The sequence below is a fragment of the Streptococcus mitis genome (genome assembly GCF_019929545.1).
In the GTDB taxonomy this organism is placed as follows: Bacteria; Bacillota; Bacilli; order Lactobacillales; family Streptococcaceae; genus Streptococcus; species Streptococcus mitis_BU.
The window spans coordinates 136,529-158,980 of record NZ_JAHZPT010000001.1 but is presented as its reverse complement, the minus strand read 5'-3'; the positions used below and the strand labels follow the sequence as shown (position 1 = coordinate 158,980).

18 protein-coding genes are annotated in these 22,452 nt (G+C 33.3%); all 18 read right to left on the bottom strand.

The genetic code is table 11. The annotated features are described in order from the left end of the window. Positions 1-82: 82 nt before the first annotated feature. Positions 83-2,062 (bottom strand): peptide ABC transporter substrate-binding protein, encoded by a 1,980-nt coding sequence (locus K1I71_RS00780; protein WP_223329923.1) that lies wholly within the window; start codon positions 2,060-2,062, stop codon positions 83-85. A 200-nt stretch (positions 2,063-2,262) separates the two neighbouring features. Next, positions 2,263-3,366, bottom strand: a complete 1,104-nt coding sequence (glf, locus tag K1I71_RS00775) for a UDP-galactopyranose mutase (protein ID WP_045604959.1) — start codon at positions 3,364-3,366, stop codon at positions 2,263-2,265. Between the two features lie 11 nt (positions 3,367-3,377). After that, entirely contained in the window at positions 3,378-4,793 is a 1,416-nt protein-coding gene (locus tag K1I71_RS00770; RefSeq protein ID WP_223329922.1) for a flippase, read from the bottom strand. Positions 4,794-4,961: 168 nt separating this feature from the next. Further along, entirely contained in the window at positions 4,962-5,942 is a 981-nt protein-coding gene (locus K1I71_RS00765) for a glycosyltransferase family 2 protein (RefSeq protein ID WP_223329921.1), read from the bottom strand. 1 nt (position 5,943) lies between these two features. Continuing rightward, a complete protein-coding gene (locus K1I71_RS00760; protein WP_223329920.1) occupies positions 5,944-6,894 on the bottom strand; it encodes a beta-1,6-N-acetylglucosaminyltransferase in 951 nt (316 codons plus the stop codon). A 329-nt stretch (positions 6,895-7,223) separates the two neighbouring features. After that, positions 7,224-8,498: an EpsG family protein gene (locus K1I71_RS00755; RefSeq protein WP_223329919.1), complete on the bottom strand. Its 1,275-nt coding sequence runs from the start codon at positions 8,496-8,498 to the stop codon at positions 7,224-7,226. Next, on the bottom strand, positions 8,498-9,460 hold the full coding sequence (locus tag K1I71_RS00750; RefSeq protein ID WP_223329918.1) for a glycosyltransferase family 2 protein: 963 nt from the start codon (positions 9,458-9,460) through the stop codon (positions 8,498-8,500). The genes K1I71_RS00755 and K1I71_RS00750 overlap by 1 nt, the downstream gene beginning before the upstream one ends. Next, on the bottom strand, positions 9,450-10,454 hold the full coding sequence (locus K1I71_RS00745) for a glycosyltransferase family 2 protein (RefSeq protein WP_045604973.1): 1,005 nt from the start codon (positions 10,452-10,454) through the stop codon (positions 9,450-9,452). Before K1I71_RS00745 ends, K1I71_RS00750 begins: the two co-directional genes overlap by 11 nt. 1 nt (position 10,455) lies before the next feature. Continuing rightward, positions 10,456-11,547 carry a glycosyltransferase family 4 protein gene (locus K1I71_RS00740; RefSeq protein ID WP_045604975.1) on the bottom strand — a complete coding sequence of 364 codons (1,092 nt, stop codon included), beginning with the start codon at positions 11,545-11,547 and terminating at the stop codon, positions 10,456-10,458. Between the two features lie 3 nt (positions 11,548-11,550). Continuing rightward, positions 11,551-12,336, bottom strand: coding sequence for a LicD family protein (locus tag K1I71_RS00735; RefSeq protein WP_045604977.1), 786 nt, complete (start codon positions 12,334-12,336; stop codon positions 11,551-11,553). Positions 12,337-12,348: 12 nt separating this feature from the next. Next, positions 12,349-13,293 (bottom strand): glycosyltransferase family 8 protein, encoded by a 945-nt coding sequence (locus tag K1I71_RS00730; RefSeq protein ID WP_045604979.1) that lies wholly within the window; start codon positions 13,291-13,293, stop codon positions 12,349-12,351. Positions 13,294-13,403: 110 nt separating this feature from the next. Beyond that, positions 13,404-14,753, bottom strand: coding sequence for a sugar transferase (locus K1I71_RS00725; RefSeq protein WP_223329917.1), 1,350 nt, complete (start codon positions 14,751-14,753; stop codon positions 13,404-13,406). A gap of 23 nt (positions 14,754-14,776) precedes the next feature. After that, the gene (locus K1I71_RS00720; RefSeq protein ID WP_045604983.1) at positions 14,777-15,490 is read right to left on the bottom strand and encodes a tyrosine-protein kinase; all 714 of its coding nucleotides are present in this window, start codon (positions 15,488-15,490) and stop codon (positions 14,777-14,779) included. Between the two features lie 10 nt (positions 15,491-15,500). Further along, complete coding sequence (locus K1I71_RS00715; protein WP_223329916.1) at positions 15,501-16,193, bottom strand: CspC family polysaccharide chain length determinant protein; 693 nt, start codon at positions 16,191-16,193, stop codon at positions 15,501-15,503. Between the two features lie 8 nt (positions 16,194-16,201). Next, positions 16,202-16,933, bottom strand: coding sequence for a capsular polysaccharide biosynthesis protein Cps4B (cps4B, locus tag K1I71_RS00710; RefSeq protein WP_045604987.1), 732 nt, complete (start codon positions 16,931-16,933; stop codon positions 16,202-16,204). A 6-nt stretch (positions 16,934-16,939) separates the two neighbouring features. Continuing rightward, the gene (gene cpsA / locus K1I71_RS00705; protein ID WP_223329915.1) at positions 16,940-18,388 is read right to left on the bottom strand and encodes an LCP family glycopolymer transferase CpsA; all 1,449 of its coding nucleotides are present in this window, start codon (positions 18,386-18,388) and stop codon (positions 16,940-16,942) included. A 191-nt stretch (positions 18,389-18,579) separates the two neighbouring features. After that, positions 18,580-20,538, bottom strand: coding sequence for a peptide ABC transporter substrate-binding protein (locus tag K1I71_RS00700; RefSeq protein ID WP_223329914.1), 1,959 nt, complete (start codon positions 20,536-20,538; stop codon positions 18,580-18,582). Between the two features lie 195 nt (positions 20,539-20,733). Then, positions 20,734-22,341 carry a glycoside hydrolase family 13 protein gene (locus tag K1I71_RS00695; protein ID WP_223329913.1) on the bottom strand — a complete coding sequence of 536 codons (1,608 nt, stop codon included), beginning with the start codon at positions 22,339-22,341 and terminating at the stop codon, positions 20,734-20,736. Positions 22,342-22,452: the final 111 nt, after the last annotated feature.

Sequence of the window (22,452 nt, the reverse complement as noted above, 5' to 3'; positions counted from 1 at the left end):
TAAATAATAACCTCATCTTATGATAAGGCTATTATCTCATATTTTGGTGTCCATTGGATAGGTTTTTAGAGGTGCCCTTATCTTATTTCACATGTTTTGCGAGTTCTTCTTGCGCTTTTTTATTGGATTCTCCTTTTTCTTTCATCCATTTATCTTGAGCTTTTTGATATTCATCTGCAGTGACTGCCTTGTCTTGAAGTTCAAGGTATTTGTATCGGAGCGGATCGTTTGTCCCCTTGTTACCTGAGAAAGAGAAAGGTAAAGTAAATGGTACCATCTTAGACAAGATTGGACGACCAGTTTTAGAAGTTGTTGGGATGACTAAGGCACTATCTGTCAACCAAGCTTGAGCTTCGGCATACTTGTTATAACGTTTTGTAACATCTGTAGTTTCTTCACCTGCTTCATTGACCATTTTATCATAATCATTGAGACCAACCTTCTTAGCCGCCTCATTGTCTTTTCCTGAATCAAATCCTAGGTAAGTTCTCGTATTTTCCCCTACAGAAGGCTTGATGATGTCAAGATAAGTTGATGGATCTGAGAAGTCTGGTCCCCATCCAACGTTATCAGAAAGATCCCAATCTTCGCCAGCAGCAGTTTGTGCAAATAAAGTAACATTCAATAGGTCATCTTTTTGTAATTGTTGAATATCAATAACCACATTATCAGATCCTAAAGTCGCTTCCAAGGATTGTTTCATAGATTGGACACGTTGAACTTTTGTAGTTGCTGTCTGATCAACAGGCATATCTAGGTGAATTGGGAACTGTACTCCTTCTGCCTGAAGAGCAGTCTTAGCCTTAGCAAATTCTGCTTTAGCTTTTTCAGGATTGTACAGACCGTCTTGAGCATCAGCAAGGTTGACATCCTTCCATTCATCCCCGTAAGTCACCAATTTTTCTTTGACCATATCACCAAAGTTTTTTCCATCTGCTTGAACAAATGTTGGTGGAACAAAGATATTACGTAAGATTTTGCTTGCTCCAGTTTGTCCATTTAGCTGAGAAGCATAAGCTGTCCGGTCAAATCCAAAGGCAATAGCCTGACGGAAATCCTTGTTTAACAAAGCCTTTTTAGTTGAAGTTTTTTGTTCTTCACTAGTCTTAGAGGTATATTTATAGGACTGACGGTCAATGTTTGTTCCTACTACATAAGTCGTAGAGTCCTGTTGCGTATAGACAATGTTGTCCTTCATCTCTTTCTCAAGTTCTGCGAAACTTGCACTTGTTGGATAGAGACGAGCTGCTGAAAGGCTACCATCTTTAAAGTTTTCTGCAGGCTTACTAGTATCTTGACCATCCCAGAATGACAATTTGACTTTGTCAATATGGACATTGTCTTTATCCCAGTAATTAGGATTCTTCGCAAATTCAACAGTAGATTTGGTTACAATGGATTTCAACAAATAAGGACCATTATACAAGATACTACTTGGATCCGTAGCTTTGCCAAAATCATCCCCTTTTGAGTTCAAAAACTCTTCATTAACTGGTGCTAAGACACCCATTGTTGTTTTAGAATTCCAAAAACTTTCAGGTTTGTTCAAAGTGTATTGGACTGTTTGATCATCAAGAGCTTTAATCCCAACTTGAGAGAAATCTTTATTTTCCCCTTTAGCGTAGACGTCCAAACCTTTAATTGAATCCTGTACCAAGTAGAGGGCTTCAGATTTCTTATCTGTCGCATATTTAAGACCTGTCACAAAGTCCTGAGCCTTAACAGGAGCATACTCTTCTCCTTCAGATGTGTACCACTTGGCATCCTGACGAATCTTATAAGTATAAGTCAAGCCATCTTTAGAGACTGACCAGTCCTCTGCCATTGAGGGAATAAGGTTCCCGTATTTATCATTTTCAAGCAATCCATCAATTACATTACTAGTAATATCAGCAGTCGCTGCCTTACCAGTTGTTAAATAGTTGAGATTATCTGGGTCTGTCTCGTAGGTAAATGCAAAAGTCTGCTCACCTTTAGTAGCTGAACCACCAGAACAAGCCGCTAAGACACCAGCTGCTAATAAAGTGACTCCCGCAAGAGCCAATACTTTCCTTGTTTTCATAGTATTCTCCTTTGTTTTTCTATCCATTATAGACCCTTTTTAAAGTCCTGTCAATAGAATTTTCTGAATTTTAGAAAATTATTTTTTAAACAACAGTTTTGCAAAAATATGAATAATATCAAAAAACCTCAACTACATTAGGTAGTCAAGGAATTATCAATCATATTTCTAAAAAGCAACTGGGGGACAGTTTTAATTCTTTAATCTAACTCATTTCTCACGCACTGCAAAGCTGCTCCAATTACTTGGTGCATATCGTAATAACGATAGTGTCCTAAACGACCACCAAAGATAACATTCCCTTGCTCATCAGCCAATTTTTTATATGATTTATACAAATGATTATTACGATCATTATTTACTGGATAATAAGGCTCATCACCTTTTTCCCATGTTTTAGAATGTTCTTTAGTAATGATAGTCTTTTCTTGATTCCCAAACTCAAAATGTTTGTGTTCAATAATACGAGTATATGGAGTTTCTGCATCCGTATAGTTCACAACTGCATTTCCTTGGTAATTCTCCATATCCAAGGTCTCGTTTTCAAAACGAAGACTACGGTACTCTAGTTCACCCAACTTATAGTCGAAGAATTCATCAATCATACCAGTAAAGACAATCTTAGGAAAATCTTTCAGATATTGATCTTTATTCGCGAAGAAATCAACATTTGTTTCTACATCAATGTTCTCATGATCCAACATTTTTTCAGCTATTTGAGTATATCCACCAATTGGAATCCCCTGATAGGTATCGTTAAAATAGTTGTTATCGTAGGTCAAGCGTACTGGCAAACGGCGAATGATAAAGGCTGGAAGTTCCGTAGTTGGTTTGCCCCACTGTTTCTCTGTATAATCTTTGATTAATTTTTCGTAGATGTCTGTACCTACAAGAGAGATCGCCTGTTCTTCCAAATTTTCAGGAGTTTTACCATTTAAAACCGCACGTTGCTCATCAATCTTCGCTTGTGCTTCTGCTGGCGTTACAACTCCCCAGAGTTTATTGAAAGTATTCATATTAAAAGGAAGGTTATAAATCTCTCCCTTATAATTTGCAACAGGAGAATTTGTATAACGGTTAAACTCTGCAAACTGGTTCACATAATCCCAAATCTCTTTATCAGAAGTATGGAAGATATGAGCGCCATACTGATGAACTTGAATCCCTTCCTCTTCACGAGTATAGATATTACCCGCGATATGATTTCGTTTTTCAATGACTTTTACTTTTTTTCCTTTTAAGGCTGCTTCATGGGCAAAGACTGCACCAAAGAGACCAGCACCAACAACAAGATAATCGTACATTTTTTCTCCTTTTATTTTTTAACAAACTGTTGTCTCAGCTCTGCAAGATTGATAACTTTAAGTGATAAAATAATGGTTAAATATATTACTCCGCCGATGATTGCATATACTAAAACATTTAGAGCGGGAGCAAATATTAAAACAGGTTTCAGCAAATACAGCGAACCATACATCATCACAGACGCTAAAATAATCTTAAACATATTTCTAAGAATTGGAACTTCCTTCAGATAAGTTCGTGTATAATACAATTGAATGCACCATACTACGCTTTCTGTCAGTACAGAAGTAATTGCTGCACCAATATAGCCTAAATGCGGAATCAATACTAGATTACAGGCAATACTGAAAAATGCTGGAATCGTAGTCGAGACCATAAATTCTTTGTGTTTATTATGTGGAATCAAAATTTGAATCCCCATAATATTCGTCCATCCAATAAAGAACATTTTCCATACCATAATCATAATGGCATATTTAGCATCTTGAAATTCACTTCCTAAGAAAAATTGAACAAAATTATCATTCACAATTAACATTCCTGCAATAAGTGGAAAAATTACTGTATTATAAACTAAAAATGAAAATTCATAAAATTGATTTACTTTTTCCTTTTTACCTTGTGAAATCAAATTGGAAACATGTGGCAAAATTACTCCACTAAGTGTTGTAACAACTACCAATAATAGATTAATTAATTTATTTCCTTGTTCAAAAATCCCAACATCTCTTGTAGAAACTAATGCCCCCAGTAAGGTACGATCGAACAAGGCATATAAAGATATTGCCACTTGAGGAATAAATAAAATAAATACAGAGTTTAGATGTTTTATACTATCTTTCATAGAAAATACTGGTTTTTGTAACCAATTTCTTGCTGGAATCCACATTATTACTTGACCTAATAGCTCATAAAAAACAATTAAGAAAATATATAAATATAAATCAGATTCTTTTTTAATAAATACAAAAATAGAAACTACTCCAATTAATTTAATCATTACACTTCGAAATGTAAGCGAACGAAAATCTTCAACTCCTTGGAATAACCATGATATATCAATAAATCTTGATAACAATGTGATTCCAAGAATATATGCAATTACATTATGAAAAGAATTATTTACAAGACATAGTAAAATGTATAAGCCAAGTGATATAAAAGAAAATACTAATTGAAGAGTATATATTTCCCAAAACACCTTAGAACGATTAGAGGAATTAGAAGAAATTTCTTTTACTGCATAATTCCCTATTCCTAATGTTGCTAATAAAGCAAAATATGAAACAATTGAATTATAATATCCATAACTTCCTAATTCAGAACTAGTAAATACTCTTGTTACATATGGAGTTGTAATAAAAGGTAAGATTAACATCAAAATCTGATTGGAAAAATTATAAATATAATTTTTTATAACTTTCATCTTATTATTAACATTTCCTCCTTTGATTTTAGTTTTAAAAATATCGGTTCTGAATAGAACTATTTTTATGCTACTTTTGCTGAGATAAACAAATTTCTTCTACTAGAAATTTTATATTTTAGATTCTTTTTATAGAATTTTCAACATTGTAAATTGGTACTACTATTACTATTTTTTCAATTGTATTAATATTTTATTTGCCTTCCTCAGTATTTTTTTATAAAATTGTTCCAAACCTTTAATATAGAAAAATTTTGAAGGATATAATTTATAAATTTTTAAATAATGATCATTAGGATAAGCATCTTTTGAATACTTATTCAACCAATGATTAAACTGTTTATCATATTTATTGGTCTGTTTTTTTATTGTCATATACCTTTGTGCAATATGATGAAAAATTACTGTATGAATGTAATACATATATTCTTCTTTATCCGAATAATATCTCTCTAATAATTCACATATTGGGAATATATCCAATTGCTTTTCTACCGTGCTGCCCTTCATCGTACCCATTGGATTTGGTCGATAATAATATCCGTAGAAATCTAATTTTACAGCTTTACGGACTTTCTTCAATAAAGCTATACCAGTATATAAATCTTCGTAAATTAAATTTTCAGGAAACAACACATTTTCAATCAATGATTTTCGAATGAGTTTTGCTACAGGCTGATGCGTAATAGCCCAAGTATCAATACAAGCTTTTAAAACTTCCTCTCCATATCCTTCGAAAGAAATTTGAACATTAAAACACTTTTCTTCTATAAAAACATCTAGATTATCTGTAAAATCGGCTTCTACTATATCTAAATCCTCTTGGATATAAGCTACTAAAAGTTCTAATAATCGAGGATGAATAATATCATCACTATCAACAAAACAAATAAACTCTCCTTTAGCTAATAGTAATCCCTTATTTCTCGCTACACTTTGTCCAGAATTTGGTTGATTTAATAAGTAAAAACGATTATCCACTAAGTATTGTTCAGCAATTTTTTGAGAAGAATCTGTTGATCCATCGTTCACCATAATACACTCAAAATCTGTAAAGGTCTGATTTTGTATACTATCTAAACATTCCTTCAAGTAATCTTCTACATTATAAATGGGTACTATAATTGAAATTTTTGGCTTCCATTCCATATTAAAGTTCCTCAGCTTTCATGTGAATAATCTTTTTTATTAATTCTGTCATTTCTGGATACTTTTCCAAATCAAACTTTCTAGAAAACTTATGACCTAAAGCTTTACCATGTTTTAATTGATCAATATCATCAGAAGAATCAGTCCATGTATGTGGACTTCCATCCCACCAATTAATATAGCGAAGGTTACCTTGAAAATCAGTTGGCTTATCATTTGTAGGTTCTACCGAATAAACTGTATCCAATAACTGATGTTTCTGTAAAATTGTAGGAATAAATAATTCATCATTTACTTTTGTATTTTTAAAAATGCGAGCAATAAATTTCTTTTCTTCTAGTAATATACCTACTGCCTTCTTGTTAAGAGAACACCAATTAGAAGCATATTTTAATTCTAAATTAAACTTTTTAAAACAATCAACTTTAAATATTCTTTGCAATTCAACTTCAAATTTTCTATAAATTTTTAAAACCAAACATAAGAAATCATTATTTACAGTTCTTGGTGTTAGATGTGGAAACATTGTTTTAAACGCTACACGTTCATAAACTTTATTTCGAATATATAATTCATCAGAAACCATCGTTAAAAAGTTATATTCTTTTCTGCTATCGAAAAAGTTATATATGTTTTCTGCAGTATCTAAAGGTAAATCTACTCCTGATAATAAATGATACATACTATACTGTTCTTGTTTTGCTGCAGCTTCAAAGAGTTCCATCTCTGCTTCTACTAAAGAATAATCTCCCCAATAAATTGGTATTTCCCTTGTAAAGAATACCCTTGATTTCATTACTATTTGACTTAGTACATTTTTTTGTTTTTCAGTAATTGTTGCTTTTTTATCAAATAAAATAAAAATATCATGTTTTTCATAATCTAATAGTGAAAGTAAAAATTTTAATTGCTCTACCTTGTTATGGGCAATAATTAAATATGCTTGCTTCATATAACTCCTATTTTAAAATATAACTTCCAGTATGCACCAGAACTATGATCGTAAATTATTTGCCAGTATCTAAAGACGCTGACTTTTTATTGTTAAGTCTCATTACCTCTTTACTATCAAAGAAACTTTACTATTACATACAACTGCCTCTTAAGAGTTACTCATATTTTTTACTCAATTAATTTAGTATTATTTCATGCTTTAGTCGTTCTCAATTTATTATTCTTGTAAAAAATCATCCATTGGATAATTTCTTTAATCTTAAATATATTTCTTAATTGTAGCTTCATTAAAACCTATTGTATTTGAATATAAAATTACACCTATTTCTATCGTCTTCTAACTTCATTTATAGAAAAATGATGTAAGTCAGAAAAATACTCAAATACATTCTTAGTTAAGATATCAAATGTATTAAAATCTACAAATCTTAAAAAATCAAAAAATTTCTTATTTCCAATCATACCACCAATAAAACATAAACTTAAAACTATATAAAATGGTAAATTATTGTATCCTTTAAATCTAATTTTTTCGGCTTTGCTTTTATCATTAGCGAGATGAAGAACCATCGAAATAGTTACTAAAGGATATATAAACCAAACAAACCTATCTAGTATCGTTAAAAAAGGTAAGACTGATAAAGTTAGTAAACAGATGTATAGTACAAAAGAGAAAAATAAATCTACTTTATGATTTGTCTGAAAACGAAAATTTGTATGATAGAAAAATATATATAAGAAACAGATAAATACCCCTATATATACATTATATAAATCTGAAGTACGAAATAAACTAATAAATGTCGCAGTATTCTGATACACATCAAATTTTTCTAACAAAAAAGATAGGTAATTAATATTTAGGCGCTGAAGTACAGGAGACAATTGAATTAAAAGTGGTAATGAAAACAGTACTGTTAATTTTTTATATATTTTCATATCTTTTAACCAAGGAAACATCAGTCTCATTAAAACAAATATTACCGTACTAGAATGAATCAGCACTGGCACAAGATAAAAATATATTGTTTTATTAACTTTAAATCCATTATTAATCTCTTTATAAAATAAGAAAACTAAAATAGAAACCGCTAAACTATACCTCATTCCACTGGTTGTATACCGTACATTTACTAGCGCAATCATTGTCAAAAGAGCTAGTAAAAATAAAAATTTAGAGATATTATATTTCCGGGAAATATCATATATTATTTTAGTATATAAGAAATAAACAATCATAATGACTGTAAAACTAATTAATGAATATGTCCCAGTTTTACTAAATATATATAACAATAGCGCAAATAATGGATAATTGTAGTATCCGTATTCAGTTGGAATGTTTTTTGACATCAAATTTTTAAACCAGTCAAAAATGTTATCATAGAATTGGTACAGATATGCAGCCTTAAAATGATAGGCTCCATCATCAGTAAAATACGGAATATACCTTAGCGCAATTAAGGAAATACCTATAACAAATAACATTAAATAATATCGACTATATCTAAACCTATAAACTATTGGAATTAATAAGAATGGCGTAGTTATAATTGGAAATAATAGAAATACACCAAAAAACATTAAAAAAACTAAAAACATTATATACTCCTTTTTAGCATTTTTTTTATACGACAGTATAAATTGGGAGTAAGTAAAAACCAGCTATATTTCACTTTAAATTTTACAGAAGCTTTAGAGTCAAAGATTATACTCCAGTAAAATGAACGTACTTTTTTAACAATATTTCTTAAAGCTTTTGTGTCCGTAGAAGCTGCGGCTTCAGATATATGAAAAGAACCTTGAACAATTTTTAAATTTAACGCCTTTTCTACACTATTACCACTATAAAATTGTTTTATTTGATTCCTGTTATACTCACCTGCTTCAAAAAAATCAAATCGCTTATCTGTAAATTGAGATTGTACGATACTTCCAGGACGACGATAGTAATGATAGGTAACAACAGGTGAAATAACTATTTGTTCAGCTAATCTTAAATGTTCAGCTACAACAAAAAAATCTTCATAAATTTTTCCTACAGGAAATGGTCTCATTTCTAAAATTTGTTTTTTATAAAGTTTTGCACATGCAGATACCGTTGCAACCTTATCTTCCAGCATTAATTCTAGTGCTTCTTCTTTCGTAACTCTTTGACTAGATTCTAAATTAAATTGTTCTGCGAAGTATTTTTCATATTCATTTGTAGTTTGAACTTTTGTTGAAATCAAATCAGCTTGATATTTTGCTCGAATAAGAGTCAATAATTCAAATGTAAAAGGCTCTATATAATCGTCCGGATCCAAAAAGAATATCCACTCATTAGTTGCTTTTAACACTCCATAATTACGTGCATCTGATAGACCACCATTCTCTTTATGAAATACCCTAATCCAATCATATTCTTGAGCATATTTATCACATAATTTTCCTGAATTATCAGTAGAGCCATCATTGATTAGTAAAACCTCAAAATTTTTATGTGTTTGATTTACTAAACTATCTATAGCGTAATGAAGGTAATCCTCAACATTATATACAGGAATAACTACACTAATATTCATCCATCTCACTCCATTCTTTTTGTTGCTTTTTGATTAACGGTTTTAAGATGGGGTTAAATATATTTTTAAATCTAGAATTTATATAAATTAGTGAGACCGTTTTTTTCGAATGATCATATTTCCATCTATAATGGCACTTATGAGCATAACTAAATAATCGGCTCGCTTCCTCGATATTCTTATTCATTATAAACAACTGACATTGCTTGTTGATTAAGTATGTCAATGCATTTTTGACTACTGGCTCTAAGTTCTTATCAAATCGAATTACTTCATAATAATTGAGAATTTTTTTGGTTACTCTATTGTGATGATCTGCTTTTTGTTTCATCACATTTAAATTCATACTCTGATCTTTTCTACCTAAGAAATACTGGTAAACATTTAAATCAAGATAAACATAACTTTTTACGTATTGCAAAGGTAATAAAGTATATTCCATATCAACATAAAAGGTTTTTTCACTTATATTAATTCTAGATTCTTTTAATATCGATGTTTTATAAGTCAGAGCATGCATGGGAATACGTTTGAAAGGTATTCCCTGATATATTTTATTACAATCTAAAATATCAGAAAAACTAATCTCTTTTTCAGTCTGATTATAGGTATGTTGTTCAGTATAATTTGTAATAATCATATCGACATCTATACCTTTAAGTTCTTCTAATAATTTTTCAAAATTTGGTACATCAACCCAATCATCCCCATCAATAACTTTAAAAAATTTTCCTTTAGATTCTTTTATACCAACATTAATCGTTGATCCATGTCCACCATTCTCTTTATTAACAACTCTAATATTTAGACAACTATTATTAATTAATTCTTCTACAACTTGAAGTGAGTTATCCGTACTACCGTCATTAACAACAATCACTTCAAAATCCGCATAATATTTTTTATCTACTTGTTTAAATGATTCTATGCACTTAGTAATATATTGTTCAATATTATACATTGGTACTATGATTGTTACTAATTTATCGTACATTTCATTCTCCCGTCATTTTTTCTATCAATTCAATCCATTGTTTAGTAATTTTCTTTTTATTGAATTTATCAGTATCTAACATCGCATTTTGCGAAAAGCCTAATCTCAATTCATTTTTTTCAATTAATTCTATTATTTTTTGACTCATTTGATTTATATCAAAATTCTCAATTAGATACCCATTTTCTCCATCCAATACGATTTCTGCTGGCCCAGTGGGACAATTAAAACTGACAATAGGTAGTCCATACTGTTTGGCCTCTAAAAGAACTAAGGGAAGTCCTTCGTAACGGGAAGTCATTACATAAATAGCATGGTCTGGATAAATATTATCTGTACCTTTCACATTCCCCTTAAACTGAACTTGTGGCAAAACGCCACCTTTATCCAATTCCTTTATCAAATCTTGTTTAATTTGATCATTGCCCGAGCCATATATATCCCATTGCCAATCCGGATATCTTGATAATACCTTGATTGCGACTCTCGATAAATAGTCATAACCTTTTTGCTTGTGAAATCTACCGACAGTAATTAGTTTTTTAGAATAAAGATTATATTTTTTTTCTACATCTATAGAATTTATCCAATTATAAATGTAATCAACTCTTTTGGGGTTTATCTTATATTTTTTTATATAATTATTTCTATCAACAGTAGTTAGTGTAATTATCTTATCTGCAAGTTTGGCTCCAACATATCTTTGAAGTTTTTTCATAGTAGTGTCTATATCTACGATAGAATTAGTATGATCACAAGAAATAAATTTAATATCCAATCCAATAGTACTCGCAATACCCACACTATTCATTCCCATTCCGATACCCAAAAGCAATTTAATATCGTTCTCTTTAATATATTTTCTTAATAACTTCACTGCTTTAAAAAAATTCTTACGTATTGATATTTTTTTAGAAGATAAATTTTTATAATGAACTCTATTACTTAATGGAAAAAATATGTCTTCTGTACTTACAACCGAAATTAGATGTACTTCGTACACTTTTGATAATTCATTAGCAAGATCTGTGGAAACTTTCAAGCCACCATCTGTACCATCTATAATCCACTTAACTAAAGCTATTTTCTTCATTAATTACCCCTGTACATTTAATTCTTCAAAATGTGCTACTCTATCCTCTTCTTTTGGAAGCTTCATATAGTCTCCATAAATGTGCTTTAGATATGAATCAAAAACTTCAGGGCAATTCAATTGTAGTTCTTCAAAATCTAATTTTATTCCGCTACCAAATATCGTTTTATCCACAATCTCTTTTTTACGATAACGTCCTAAAATATTTCCTACGTAAGTACTACTTTCAAAATCATACGTTTCAGCAATACTATGTATTTTCTCAACTATTTGTTCAGTTGGCAAAAGCTTACTGATACCAATCATTTTCATAAGCCACACAATAGAATTACCTACAAATCCCCGATCAACAATATTTAATTGATTAACAATTGATAATTTATACAATGTTCGATAGAATACAAATTTTGATAAAAATATATTTCTTAACAACTTATTATTTGGAGTACCATCTAATGGAAATAAGTCAATGTAAATTTCATATGATTTATTCCCAATTATGACCTTATCCTTTTTCTTATATTGCAATACATTTAAATTAATAACATTCTTTTCTATTACAACATTATCATCATTCAACAACTCTATAAGTTGTCTGTAACTACTTCTAGGTATACCTAAATCAATATCATCATCCCAAGGAATAAATCCTTTATGTCTAACCGCTCCTAAAAGAGTACCACCTAGAGCAAAATATGGAATATTATTTTTTTCACACACATCAATACATTTTTTTAAAAGTTTCAATTCTTCTTCATGTATTTTTTTCAAAATTTCTTGTTTTTCCATTATAAAAATTTTTTACCTCAATATTTTATAAATTTTTGGTCTGATTTTTGATTGTATAATTCCAACAACTTGAATTGCAATTTTGCGAGGAATTATCTTAAAAATTTTTAAAAATATATCATCTCTAACAATCTTGTACTCACCTTGGTAATAATGTCTAAACTCATCAACATGTGCAACTACACTACCCTCTTGCCAAGGCCTTCTTGATAAGAAACTCGTTGTAAAATGTCTAAGAACAATCTGACTTTTAGCCTGATTAATTTCTTCTTTTGAATAATATTTAATCGGTTTTTTAAATGTTATCATTTCCTCATAGCTCATATCTTCAAATATAGTCATATAATTATATTTCGGAGATATAGGTTTAAATGAATTGTATAAAACTGCATTCAAAACACCCTGATCACCTTGAATTATTTTTCCATCAAAGTCCTTAATAACCTTAAATAATTGATTTTCAACTTGTTCCTTACGCCATCTTTCTAAATCTATGAACATTACACCGGAGTTAAATATAGGTTTATCTTTTGGAATCTTTAAAACCTTTTTATATTCTTTGTTAAAAACATCTGCAACACCTAAAACAATATTCCCTTTAAAATCAATATCAAATAATTCTTTTAAAGAATTCATTACAATAATGTCACTATCTAAATATAAAACTTTAGAAATATTATTCGGAAGAATACTCCCTAATAATAATCTACTAAATGCACTCGCTGAACCTCTATCTAATTGTAACTTATATGGTATTTCAACATTATCAACCCAACAAATCTTTCTTTGTTCATATTCTTGTGATAAATTATTAATTTTATTTCTATTTTCATCAGATACATTATCTGCAATAATCCAAAGATTTATTTTCAAATCATGATTAGCATTATAAAGTGACTTAATAGAAGCATATAATACATCTACAAAGTTATTATCTGTTGCATAAACAATGTTCATTATTTTTATCCTTTTCTATACATAAAAGAGAGTTTAAGTTTTCTACATAGTAACCTAACTCTCCTATCATTTTATTTGAACACCAAAAATAATAATTAGGCTAAATGATTTTACTTTGCTCCATCTTTCATTAGAACCACTTTTATAGTTTTCAATAAAATTTCAATATCTTTCCAAATTGTCCAGCCATCTAAATAAGTAACATCTAATTTCACTACATCATCAAAGTTTTTAATATTACTTCTACCACTAATCTGCCAAAGTCCTGTAATTCCTGGTTTAAAACTTAGACGACGTTTTTGTTCCGGTGTATACTTCATATACTCATCCAAGGTTGGGGGTCTAGTACCAACTAAACTCATATCCCCTTTTAGAACATTCCAAAATTGTGGCAATTCATCTAGACTAGTTTTTCTAATAAAGTGTCCAATCTTTGTCACGCGTGGATCATTTTCAATCTTAAACATTCCACCTTGCATCTGATTCTGACTCATCAAGTTCTTCTTAATTTCCTCAGCATCAACTCTCATAGAACGGAATTTGTAAAATTTAAATATACGTCCATTTCTACCAACCCTATCCTGAGCAAAAATAGCAGGACCTCCATCTCTTTTTATCAGAGGAATAAGAAAAATAGACGCTATACCACAAATCACTAGATCAAATAAAGATCCGATTATATCCATCATTCGTTTTAAAGCAACATCACTCGAACGATAAAAGGTTGTCGAAAAATTAACAACACTAGAATTCCCAAATCGTTGAATCGCTTTTTCACTATTGGTTACAAAATCTAAGGCTGCTATATTGACAGCTACTGGTAAACCCATCGTTTCAAATTGAGAAACAAAGTCTGCAATTAAAAAGCTTTCGCTTGGGAGATTAATCACCACTTGGTCTACGACCGATCTCGTAGCATAGGTTACCAGATTATCCAGCTTAACTATTTCTACATCATAAAATTGAAGTTGCTCATCATCTACAATACAAATAGCCGAAACATAGCCATACTCATAAGTAGAAAGTTGCTTTAGTACTCTCTCAACTCTTGCACGTGTGGTCACTAGCAAGATACGCTGAGTATATTTTTTTTGAAGTGATAGATATTTCCAAATCTTACGAATCCAAATATTGACAATCATTAGCATAATTGAATTTACAGTCACAATGCATAATAGATTAGCTAATGATAAATATGGTATATTTGGTTCTAAAATAGGAAAAACTATACAGGATAAGAAAATATAAACCAGTATATATTTTAATGTTTGTATACATTCCTCTGCAAGGGTCCGGTATTTGAAATTTTTACTATATGCACTAATGTAGTAAGAAATAGTGTGAACCACCATCAGAAATACCAGAAGTTCATGACTAGCTAATACAAACGATAACAGATAAATTGGAAACAGTTGTATTATGAGAATCTCTAATTTTCGAATATTTGATACTTCTCTCAAAACTACCTCCTAGCTAACTCTACCTACTTCTTTTTTCCATAATTTCCATAAGAACCATAGGCTCCATAGGCTCCATAGCCACCATAAGCTCCGTATTTTTCAACTTCTGTGTTAAATTTATTTAGAACTACACCTAAGAAAGGTACCCCTGTCTGTTCCAATTGCTCTTTGGCTTTTATGACATCACGACGTTTTGTCTCTCCTGCTGCTGTTACCAAGATTGAAGCATCACATTTCTGTGTAATGATGGCAGCATCAATGACCATCCCAATCGGTGCTGTATCCACAATGACATAATCAAAATACTTACGCAGGGTATCAATCATGGTATGAAAATTTTCACTTTGAAGGAGGGCTGTTGGATTAGGTGATACCGGTCCTGCCTGAATAACAAACAGATTTTCAACGTTTGTATCACAAAGTCCATGAGAAAGGTCTGTAGTTCCTGCCAAAAAGTCAGTCAATCCAGTAATTTTTTCCCTTGACTTGAAGACACCAGACATAACTGAATTACGGATATCCGCATCTACTAGTAGTGTTTTATATCCTGCACGCGCGAAAGCCCAGGCGATATTAGTTGAAGTTGTTGACTTCCCCTCACCAGGTTTGACAGATGAAATGGCAAGAACTTTCAAATTATCACCACTCAATTGAATATTGGTACGCAAAGCATTATAGTGCTCCTCAGCTTTTTTGGCAAAATCTAAACGCTTTTGTCCGATTTCTAATATTGGCATGTTTTCTCCCTTACTTTAACTTATTCAAATCTGGAACAATTCCTAAAAGTGCAACCTGCATGACTTCTTCGACATCTTCTGGACGTTTTACACGATCATCCAACAATTCAAGTAATATAATCAAAATAACCATCACTGCACCACCTGCTAAGAAAGCAAGCATAGTATTGCGGCGAATATTAGGTGAGGATGGCGTTAAGGCCGGTCTTGCCTCCTCTAGTGTTGTCACATCTGATACGCGAGTTACCTTAATAATTTTTTCAGCGGCCACTTCACGAAGAGCATTGGCGATACGACTGGCTTCTTCTGGTTGATCATCCTTTACAGCAATCGATACAATACGAGTATCTACAGGCACTGTTACTTGAATCTTCTTGCTTAATCCTTTGCCTGTTTGTTCTAATTTAAGATTTGAAATGACTTTCTCCAGCACATCTTGAGAAAGGATAATTTCCTTATAGTCCTTCACAAGATAGCTACCAGCCTGCAAATCTTGGTTCGTCAACCCTGCATTTTCTGATTGATTTCGATTGACCACATAAATACGTGTTGTACTAGAGTACTCAGGCGTAAGAACAAAACTACTTACTCCAAAAGCTAGAACAGCTGCCACTATCGCAGTCAAGATGATAGCGATTTTCTTCTTCCAAAGGATTTTAAATAATTGAACAACATCAATTGCGATTTCTTTATTTTCTTTCATGTCAACTCCTATATAATTTGATCAGCTAAGATGAAGCGAGGATTCTCGATAAATAATTCTTTCGCTTTACCTTCACCGTATTGTTTTGAGATAATCTCATAAGCCTCTTTCATGTAAGGTGGTCTTTGGTCTAGATTGTGCATATCACTAGCAACAAAATGTACCAAATCACGCTCTAGAAAATAACGAGCTCGTTTCTTCATAAATTTATATTTATCCCCAAATAACTTTGGTTTTAAGATACTCGAACTATTGATTTGAGTATAGCAACCCATATCAATCAACTCTTTTACCCGTTTTTCGTTATTTTCTAATTCATGGTAGCGTTCGATGTGAGCAACTACAGGGGTTATACCAAGCATAAGAACATTGCTCAAAGCAGTATGGATTTCTCTGTAAGGAGTAGCCATACTAAACTCAATCAGAGCATAGCGTGTCCCATTGAGTCTTGGAATCACTTGCTTCTCTAGCTTCTCAAGTACATCACTAGTATAATAAATTTCTGCTCCATAGAGAATAGTCAAGTCTGGAGCCACTTCCTTAGCTAGCTCCTTAACTTCTTGGAAGTTTGTCTCTATCGTCTCCTCAGGAGTCTCAAACATCCCTTTTCGCCTATGCGATGTCGATACAATAGTCCTTACACCTTGTCTATAGGCTTCTGTCAGAAGAGCCCTGCTTTCTTGCTTAGTTTTCGGACCATCATCCACACCAAATACGATATGCGAATGAATATCAATCATTTTGCTTTATTTTCCTTCCATCACATCATTAATTGCAGCCTTGACTGACTCTAAACTGCTATCACTTATTTCCATCATGTAGAGGTTGCTCTCAGGCATAGCATAGGATGGTAAATCCATCCGCCCTGTTCCTTTAAGATCTTGTGAATTGATCTTATACGTTCCACCACTCTCAAGTTGGGTATTGACCAGGTTCATCATCGTTTCAAGTGGCATATTGGTTTGAATCGAATCTTGCAGCCCTTTTATAATACTGTCATAATTTTTCAAAGCTTCCGTCGAGGTCAACTTTTGCAAAATAGCGACAATGACCTTTTGCTGGTTACGGCCACGATCTCGATCTCCATCAGCTAAGGAATAGCGCTCACGCACAAAGCCAAGAGCGTCTTTCGAATCCAAATGTAATTTACCTGCAGAGTAATGTTTTCCGTTATTTGTATATGCATCAAATTCTTGGTCATTATAAACATCAACTCCACCGAGTAAATCAATCAATTTCAAGAAAGAGGTGAAATTCAAACGAGCATAATAGTTCAAGTCAATACCATAGAGATTTTCCAGTGTATGGATTGAAGCATCTACACCATAAATACCCGCATGGGTCAACTTATCCTTTTGGTTGTTGCCGCCATCTGCAATTGGAACGTAAGAATCACGAGGTGTTGTGGTCAAGAGAATCTTTTTCGTTTCACGATTCACTGTCATAATGATATTGACATCCGAACGAGAAACTGAACTAATTGGACCGTAAGTATCAATTCCGCTGATATAAACATTGAAACTGTCACCTTTGACATCCTTTGGAGTTTCAACCTTCTTAGTCAATTCTTTGGTATAGATTTTCTTAATCTTTGAAGCATAGTCTGGATATTCTGATTCGATAATATTTTCAAAGACACTGTTTAGAAGGATTGCCTTTGTATCTCCAGCTAACAAGCTCTTATAGGCCGCAAGATAAGAACTACTTTCTTCGACTGTCAATTCCATATTTTGACTAACTTTCAGATCATTCAGCAACTGTTGGATATTATCCTTATCTGTCCCAGTCGGCCCCATTACACTGGTTACTTGACTGATATTCTCAATTGGACTATCTGCTAACACCGCAATACTCATCGAATAGTTTGAGTAATTCGATGTTGCATTCAAACGACTGGTAAAGCCAATGAACTGACTTACAGCAAAGAGGGAAGTCCCATTGATTACCACACCAAGTAGTAATAAAATCAGCGTTAGATTTTTAGCTTTCTTGGACCAAATTAAAAAGAAGCACAAGATAGCTAAGGCCACAATTAAAACGGTAACTACTATGTTCAGATATCGGAAGGCAAGCATATTGTATTTGAAAATCAAAAACAATAAAAAGACCGCTAGTACTGTATAGATAGCTAGCAACCCCCAACTAATCAATATTTTTGTTTTACCCTGACGAGTTCGCTTCGAAGACCTACTCACAATATACCTCTATTATCAATTTTTATTTCATTTTATTATATCATATAAAAATATTCTTGTGGGGTAAATCCGCTTTGATAAGGCGTTTTTATCTTCTTTCCGAAACATTCTTTTTGACTTGCAAACAATTACATCAATAAATTTACCATATAGATATCAAAACGAGGTCCCTTACGGAACCTCGCTCATCTTTATTTTACATGATTTTCTGCTTCTTTTTGAGCTTTTTCGATTGCTTTTTTGCTTTCTTGCTCCCATTTAGTCTTCGCTTCTTCAAACTGTTTGGTTGTCACAGTATCTTTTTGCAGTTTCATGTACTTGTAGTTATTGCCATCACCCTTGATACCGACCAATGAATAACCTCTTGTAAATGGTGTCACTTTGGTTACAGATGCTGTTCCACCACTTGACATAGCTGACATGATCAGAGAATTATCAATCATCCAAGCCTGTGCTTCAGCATATTTTTCATAGCGTTTGGCTACATCTTTATTTTCACTATCCGCATCTTTGAGCATCTTGGTGTAGGTATCAAGACCCAGACTAGCAATTTTAGCTTTATCTTCCTGAGCATCTAGACCAAAAATCTTGAGGTAGAATCCATCCTCTGCATTGAAAGGATTGAGATAAGTTGATGGATCTTGGTAGTCACCTACCCAACCATCAAAGTTCAAATCATAGTCACGATCAGCTGGTGTCGGTGCTAAGAAGGCTACGTTATTAAAATCATCTGTTGAAAGTTGCTGAACATCAATGACAATGTTATCAACACCTAAAACTGACTCAAGGGTCTGCTTAACTGAGTTCATGCCTGTCACAGCATTTTTACTTGTTTGATCAACAGCTACATCCAAGTGAATAGGGAAAGTCGCACCTTGACTTGCCAATTCTTTTTTAGCTTCCGCAAATTTTGCTTGGGCTTTTTCTTTGTTAAAATAGGCATCCTGAGCATCTGCCAAGTTAATACCTGACCATTCTGTTCCGTAGTTGACCAATTTAGAAGCGACTACTTCTCCAAAGGTCTTGTCTCCAACTTGAACAAATGTAGGAGGCACTAAGGTGTTACGAAGGGTCTTGCTAGCCGCTTCTTCTCCATTTGACTGAGCAGAATAGGCTGTGCGGTCCAAGGCGAAATTCACCGCTTGACGGAAGTTTTTGTTCAAGACAGCTGTTTCAGTTGACTTCTTCTGCTCATCTGTCGTTTTAGACGTATGGTTGTAGGCCTTACGGTTAACGTTGAAATTGAAGTACCAAGAAGTCTTGTCCTGCAAGCTATAGACAATATTATCCTTATATTTTTCTTTTGTCTTGGCGAAGTTAGAACTATTTGGATAAACCCCAGCGATAGAATAAGCTCCACTTTCAAAGTTACGGATGGTCAATTCTTGGTCTGAGCCGTCAAAGTAAGCCAATTTTACGTGTTCAATCGATACTTTGTCATGATCATAGTAATGCGGATTCTTCACATACTCGATTGATGATTTTGATGTGAAATCTTTTAACAAATAAGGTCCGCTGTAGAGAATGCTATCTGGAGATAGGGTACCAAAATCTTTGCCTTTTGAGTTTAAAAACTCTTCATTCACTGGGAAAAGAATACTGTTGGTTGTTTTTGAGTTCCAGTAAGGTTCTGGGCGTGCCAAAGTATACTCAACAGTCTGGTCGTCAATGGCTTTCACTCCAACCTTAGAAAAGTCAGAATCCGCTCCTGTAATATAATCATTCAAGCCCTTGATTGAGTTTTGAATCAAGTCAATAGCCTGGGATTTATTATCCACTGCGTACTTGATACCTGTCACAAAATCTTGTGCCTTGACTGGCGCGTACTCTTCACCGTCAGCCGTGAACCATTTGGCATCTTTTCTCAATTTGTAGGTATAAGTCAGACCGTCGCTTGAAACAGACCAGTCTTCTGCCAAAGACGGAACTAGGTTTCCGTGGTTGTCATTTTCAAGCAAACCATCAACTAGGTTAGTAATAATAGCTGTATTATCAGCGTAGTAGTCTAACAAATAGTTAAATGTAGTTGGATTTCCACTAAAGGTTGATGAGTAAGTCTTTGTATCTGAACCTGATTGTCCGCAAGCGGCTAAAAGCAAAGCAGCCGCAAAAGTCAGGCCTGCACTAAGGACACGCTTTTTTGTATTCATCTTCTTTCTCCTTTATGTTAGTTTTTATAACATAGATTTATTTTACCAAAATAGTGGAAATTTGTAAAGTTAATTGAATTTTGAGAATGAAAGTTTATAAATCTTAGCCATAAAAAAACAAAGGATTTCTGCCTTTCATACAGTCCTCCCTTGTTTTTATACGATTTCATTTTTAGATTTTTCTGTAAAAAATGTTTATAGTAATTCCACACAGAAAGCGTCCCATGGAACCAAGATTTGTTTTTCAAAAGCTTCTTGAGCCACAGTGTTTTCAATCAAAACAGATTTGACTTTTCCTTCTACTGTCATGTCTTGCTCTTCATTGGATAAGTTGGCCACAACTAGGAAGCGACGGTCGCCATCTTTACGGATATAGGCAAAGACCTTGTCAGCTGTTTCCAATAGTTCAAAGTCAGCTCGAATCAGCCAGCTATTCTCCTTACGGATTTGAACCAGTTTCTGATAAGTATAGAAAATAGATTCTGGATTTGCCAGCGCTTTCTGAACGTTGATTACTTCATAGTTTGGATTGACCGCCAACCAAGGCTGACCTGTCGAGAAACCACCGTTTTTGCTCTCATCCCATTGCATTGGAGTACGGGCATTGTCACGTCCAATGACACGGATACTGTCCATGATTTCTTCCATCGGAACACCTTTTTCAAGAGCTTCACGCGCATAGTTAAGAGATTCAATATCTTCTACTTGGTCCAGCGTTTCAAACGGATAGTTGGTCATCCCAATCTCCTCACCTTGGTAGATATAAGGAGTCCCTCTCATGAGATGAAGCAATATTACAAAGGCTTTGGCAGATTTTTCGCGGTATTCTTGATCATTTCCCCAGATTGAGACAATACGAGGGAGGTCATGATTGTTCCAGAAGAGGGAATTCCAGCCGTCCTCAACTCCTAACTCTGTCTGCCATTTGTTGAAAATCTCTTTTAACTTAGCGATATTCAGCTCTTTTTGATAGTGCCATTTAGGCTGACCTTCCTGATACTGAAGACCGATATGTTCAAACTGGAAGACCATAGACAATTCTTGCCCCTTTGGATCCGAGTAGAGCTTGGCAATCTCTGGCGTTGCTCCCCAGGTCTCTCCCACTGTCAAGAGATTCTTATCTCCAAAGGTCGCCTGATTCATCTCCTTGAGATAGGGATGGAGCATGGGACCATTATTGACTACTTTCTCGTCAGGAATTTTCCCAATCATGTCAATGACATCCATGCGGAAACCACCAATGCCTTTATCAATCCAGAAATTCATCATCTCATAAATTTTCTGACGAAGTTTTTCATTTTCCCAGTTGAGATCAGGTTGCTTCTTGCTGAAAAAGTGGAGATAGTACTGATCTGACTTTTCATCGTACTCCCAAGCAGACCCACTAAAGATAGACTCCAAATCGTTTGGTTCATCCCGCCAGATATAGTAGTCTCGCTCAGGGCTATCAGGATTTTCACAGGCCTCGACAAACCAAGCATGTTCATCTGAGGTATGATTGACCACCAAGTCCATGATAATTCGGATATCACGCTTCTTAGCTTCCGCGATCAGTTGGTCCATATCCTCCATAGTCCCAAAAATAGCCGCAATCGCTTGATAATCAGCAATATCGTAGCCATTATCATCCATAGGGCTGTCATAAACGGGAGAAAGCCAAATCGCTGTAATCCCCAGCTTGGCTAGATAGTCTAACTTACTAGTAATTCCTGGCAAATCGCCAATTCCATCTCCATTGCTATCCATAAAGCTCTTAGGATAGACTTGATAGACTACGGCATTGTGCCACCATTTTTCTTGCATCTTATTACCTCATTATTTTCATAATCTACAATCTATGATAGCGCTTTTCAGAATTTTGTGCAAGCGTTTGCCTAATCTTTTTGATTCCTTTTTTAACTCCATAGTTTCCTA

Bases quoted from the DNA above. Each gene is read 5' to 3' on its own strand.
- glf (WP_045604959.1), bottom strand. From the start codon at position 3,366: ATGTACGATTATCTTGTTGTTGGTGCTGGTCTCTTTGGTGCAGTCTTT.
- K1I71_RS00770 (WP_223329922.1), bottom strand. From the start codon at position 4,793: ATGAAAGTTATAAAAAATTATATTTATAATTTTTCCAATCAGATTTTG.
- K1I71_RS00760 (WP_223329920.1), bottom strand. From the start codon at position 6,894: ATGAAGCAAGCATATTTAATTATTGCCCATAACAAGGTAGAGCAATTA.
- K1I71_RS00765 (WP_223329921.1), bottom strand. From the start codon at position 5,942: ATGGAATGGAAGCCAAAAATTTCAATTATAGTACCCATTTATAATGTA.
- K1I71_RS00720 (WP_045604983.1), bottom strand. From the start codon at position 15,490: ATGCCAATATTAGAAATCGGACAAAAGCGTTTAGATTTTGCCAAAAAA.
- K1I71_RS00715 (WP_223329916.1), bottom strand. From the start codon at position 16,193: ATGAAAGAAAATAAAGAAATCGCAATTGATGTTGTTCAATTATTTAAA.
- K1I71_RS00735 (WP_045604977.1), bottom strand. From the start codon at position 12,336: ATGGAAAAACAAGAAATTTTGAAAAAAATACATGAAGAAGAATTGAAA.
- K1I71_RS00700 (WP_223329914.1), bottom strand. From the start codon at position 20,538: ATGAATACAAAAAAGCGTGTCCTTAGTGCAGGCCTGACTTTTGCGGCT.
- K1I71_RS00740 (WP_045604975.1), bottom strand. From the start codon at position 11,547: ATGAAGAAAATAGCTTTAGTTAAGTGGATTATAGATGGTACAGATGGT.
- K1I71_RS00780 (WP_223329923.1), bottom strand. From the start codon at position 2,062: ATGAAAACAAGGAAAGTATTGGCTCTTGCGGGAGTCACTTTATTAGCA.
- K1I71_RS00695 (WP_223329913.1), bottom strand. From the start codon at position 22,341: ATGCAAGAAAAATGGTGGCACAATGCCGTAGTCTATCAAGTCTATCCT.
- K1I71_RS00750 (WP_223329918.1), bottom strand. From the start codon at position 9,460: ATGAATATTAGTGTAGTTATTCCTGTATATAATGTTGAGGATTACCTT.
- cps4B (WP_045604987.1), bottom strand. From the start codon at position 16,933: ATGATTGATATTCATTCGCATATCGTATTTGGTGTGGATGATGGTCCG.
- K1I71_RS00745 (WP_045604973.1), bottom strand. From the start codon at position 10,454: ATGTACGATAAATTAGTAACAATCATAGTACCAATGTATAATATTGAA.
- K1I71_RS00730 (WP_045604979.1), bottom strand. From the start codon at position 13,293: ATGAACATTGTTTATGCAACAGATAATAACTTTGTAGATGTATTATAT.
- K1I71_RS00755 (WP_223329919.1), bottom strand. From the start codon at position 8,498: ATGTTTTTAGTTTTTTTAATGTTTTTTGGTGTATTTCTATTATTTCCA.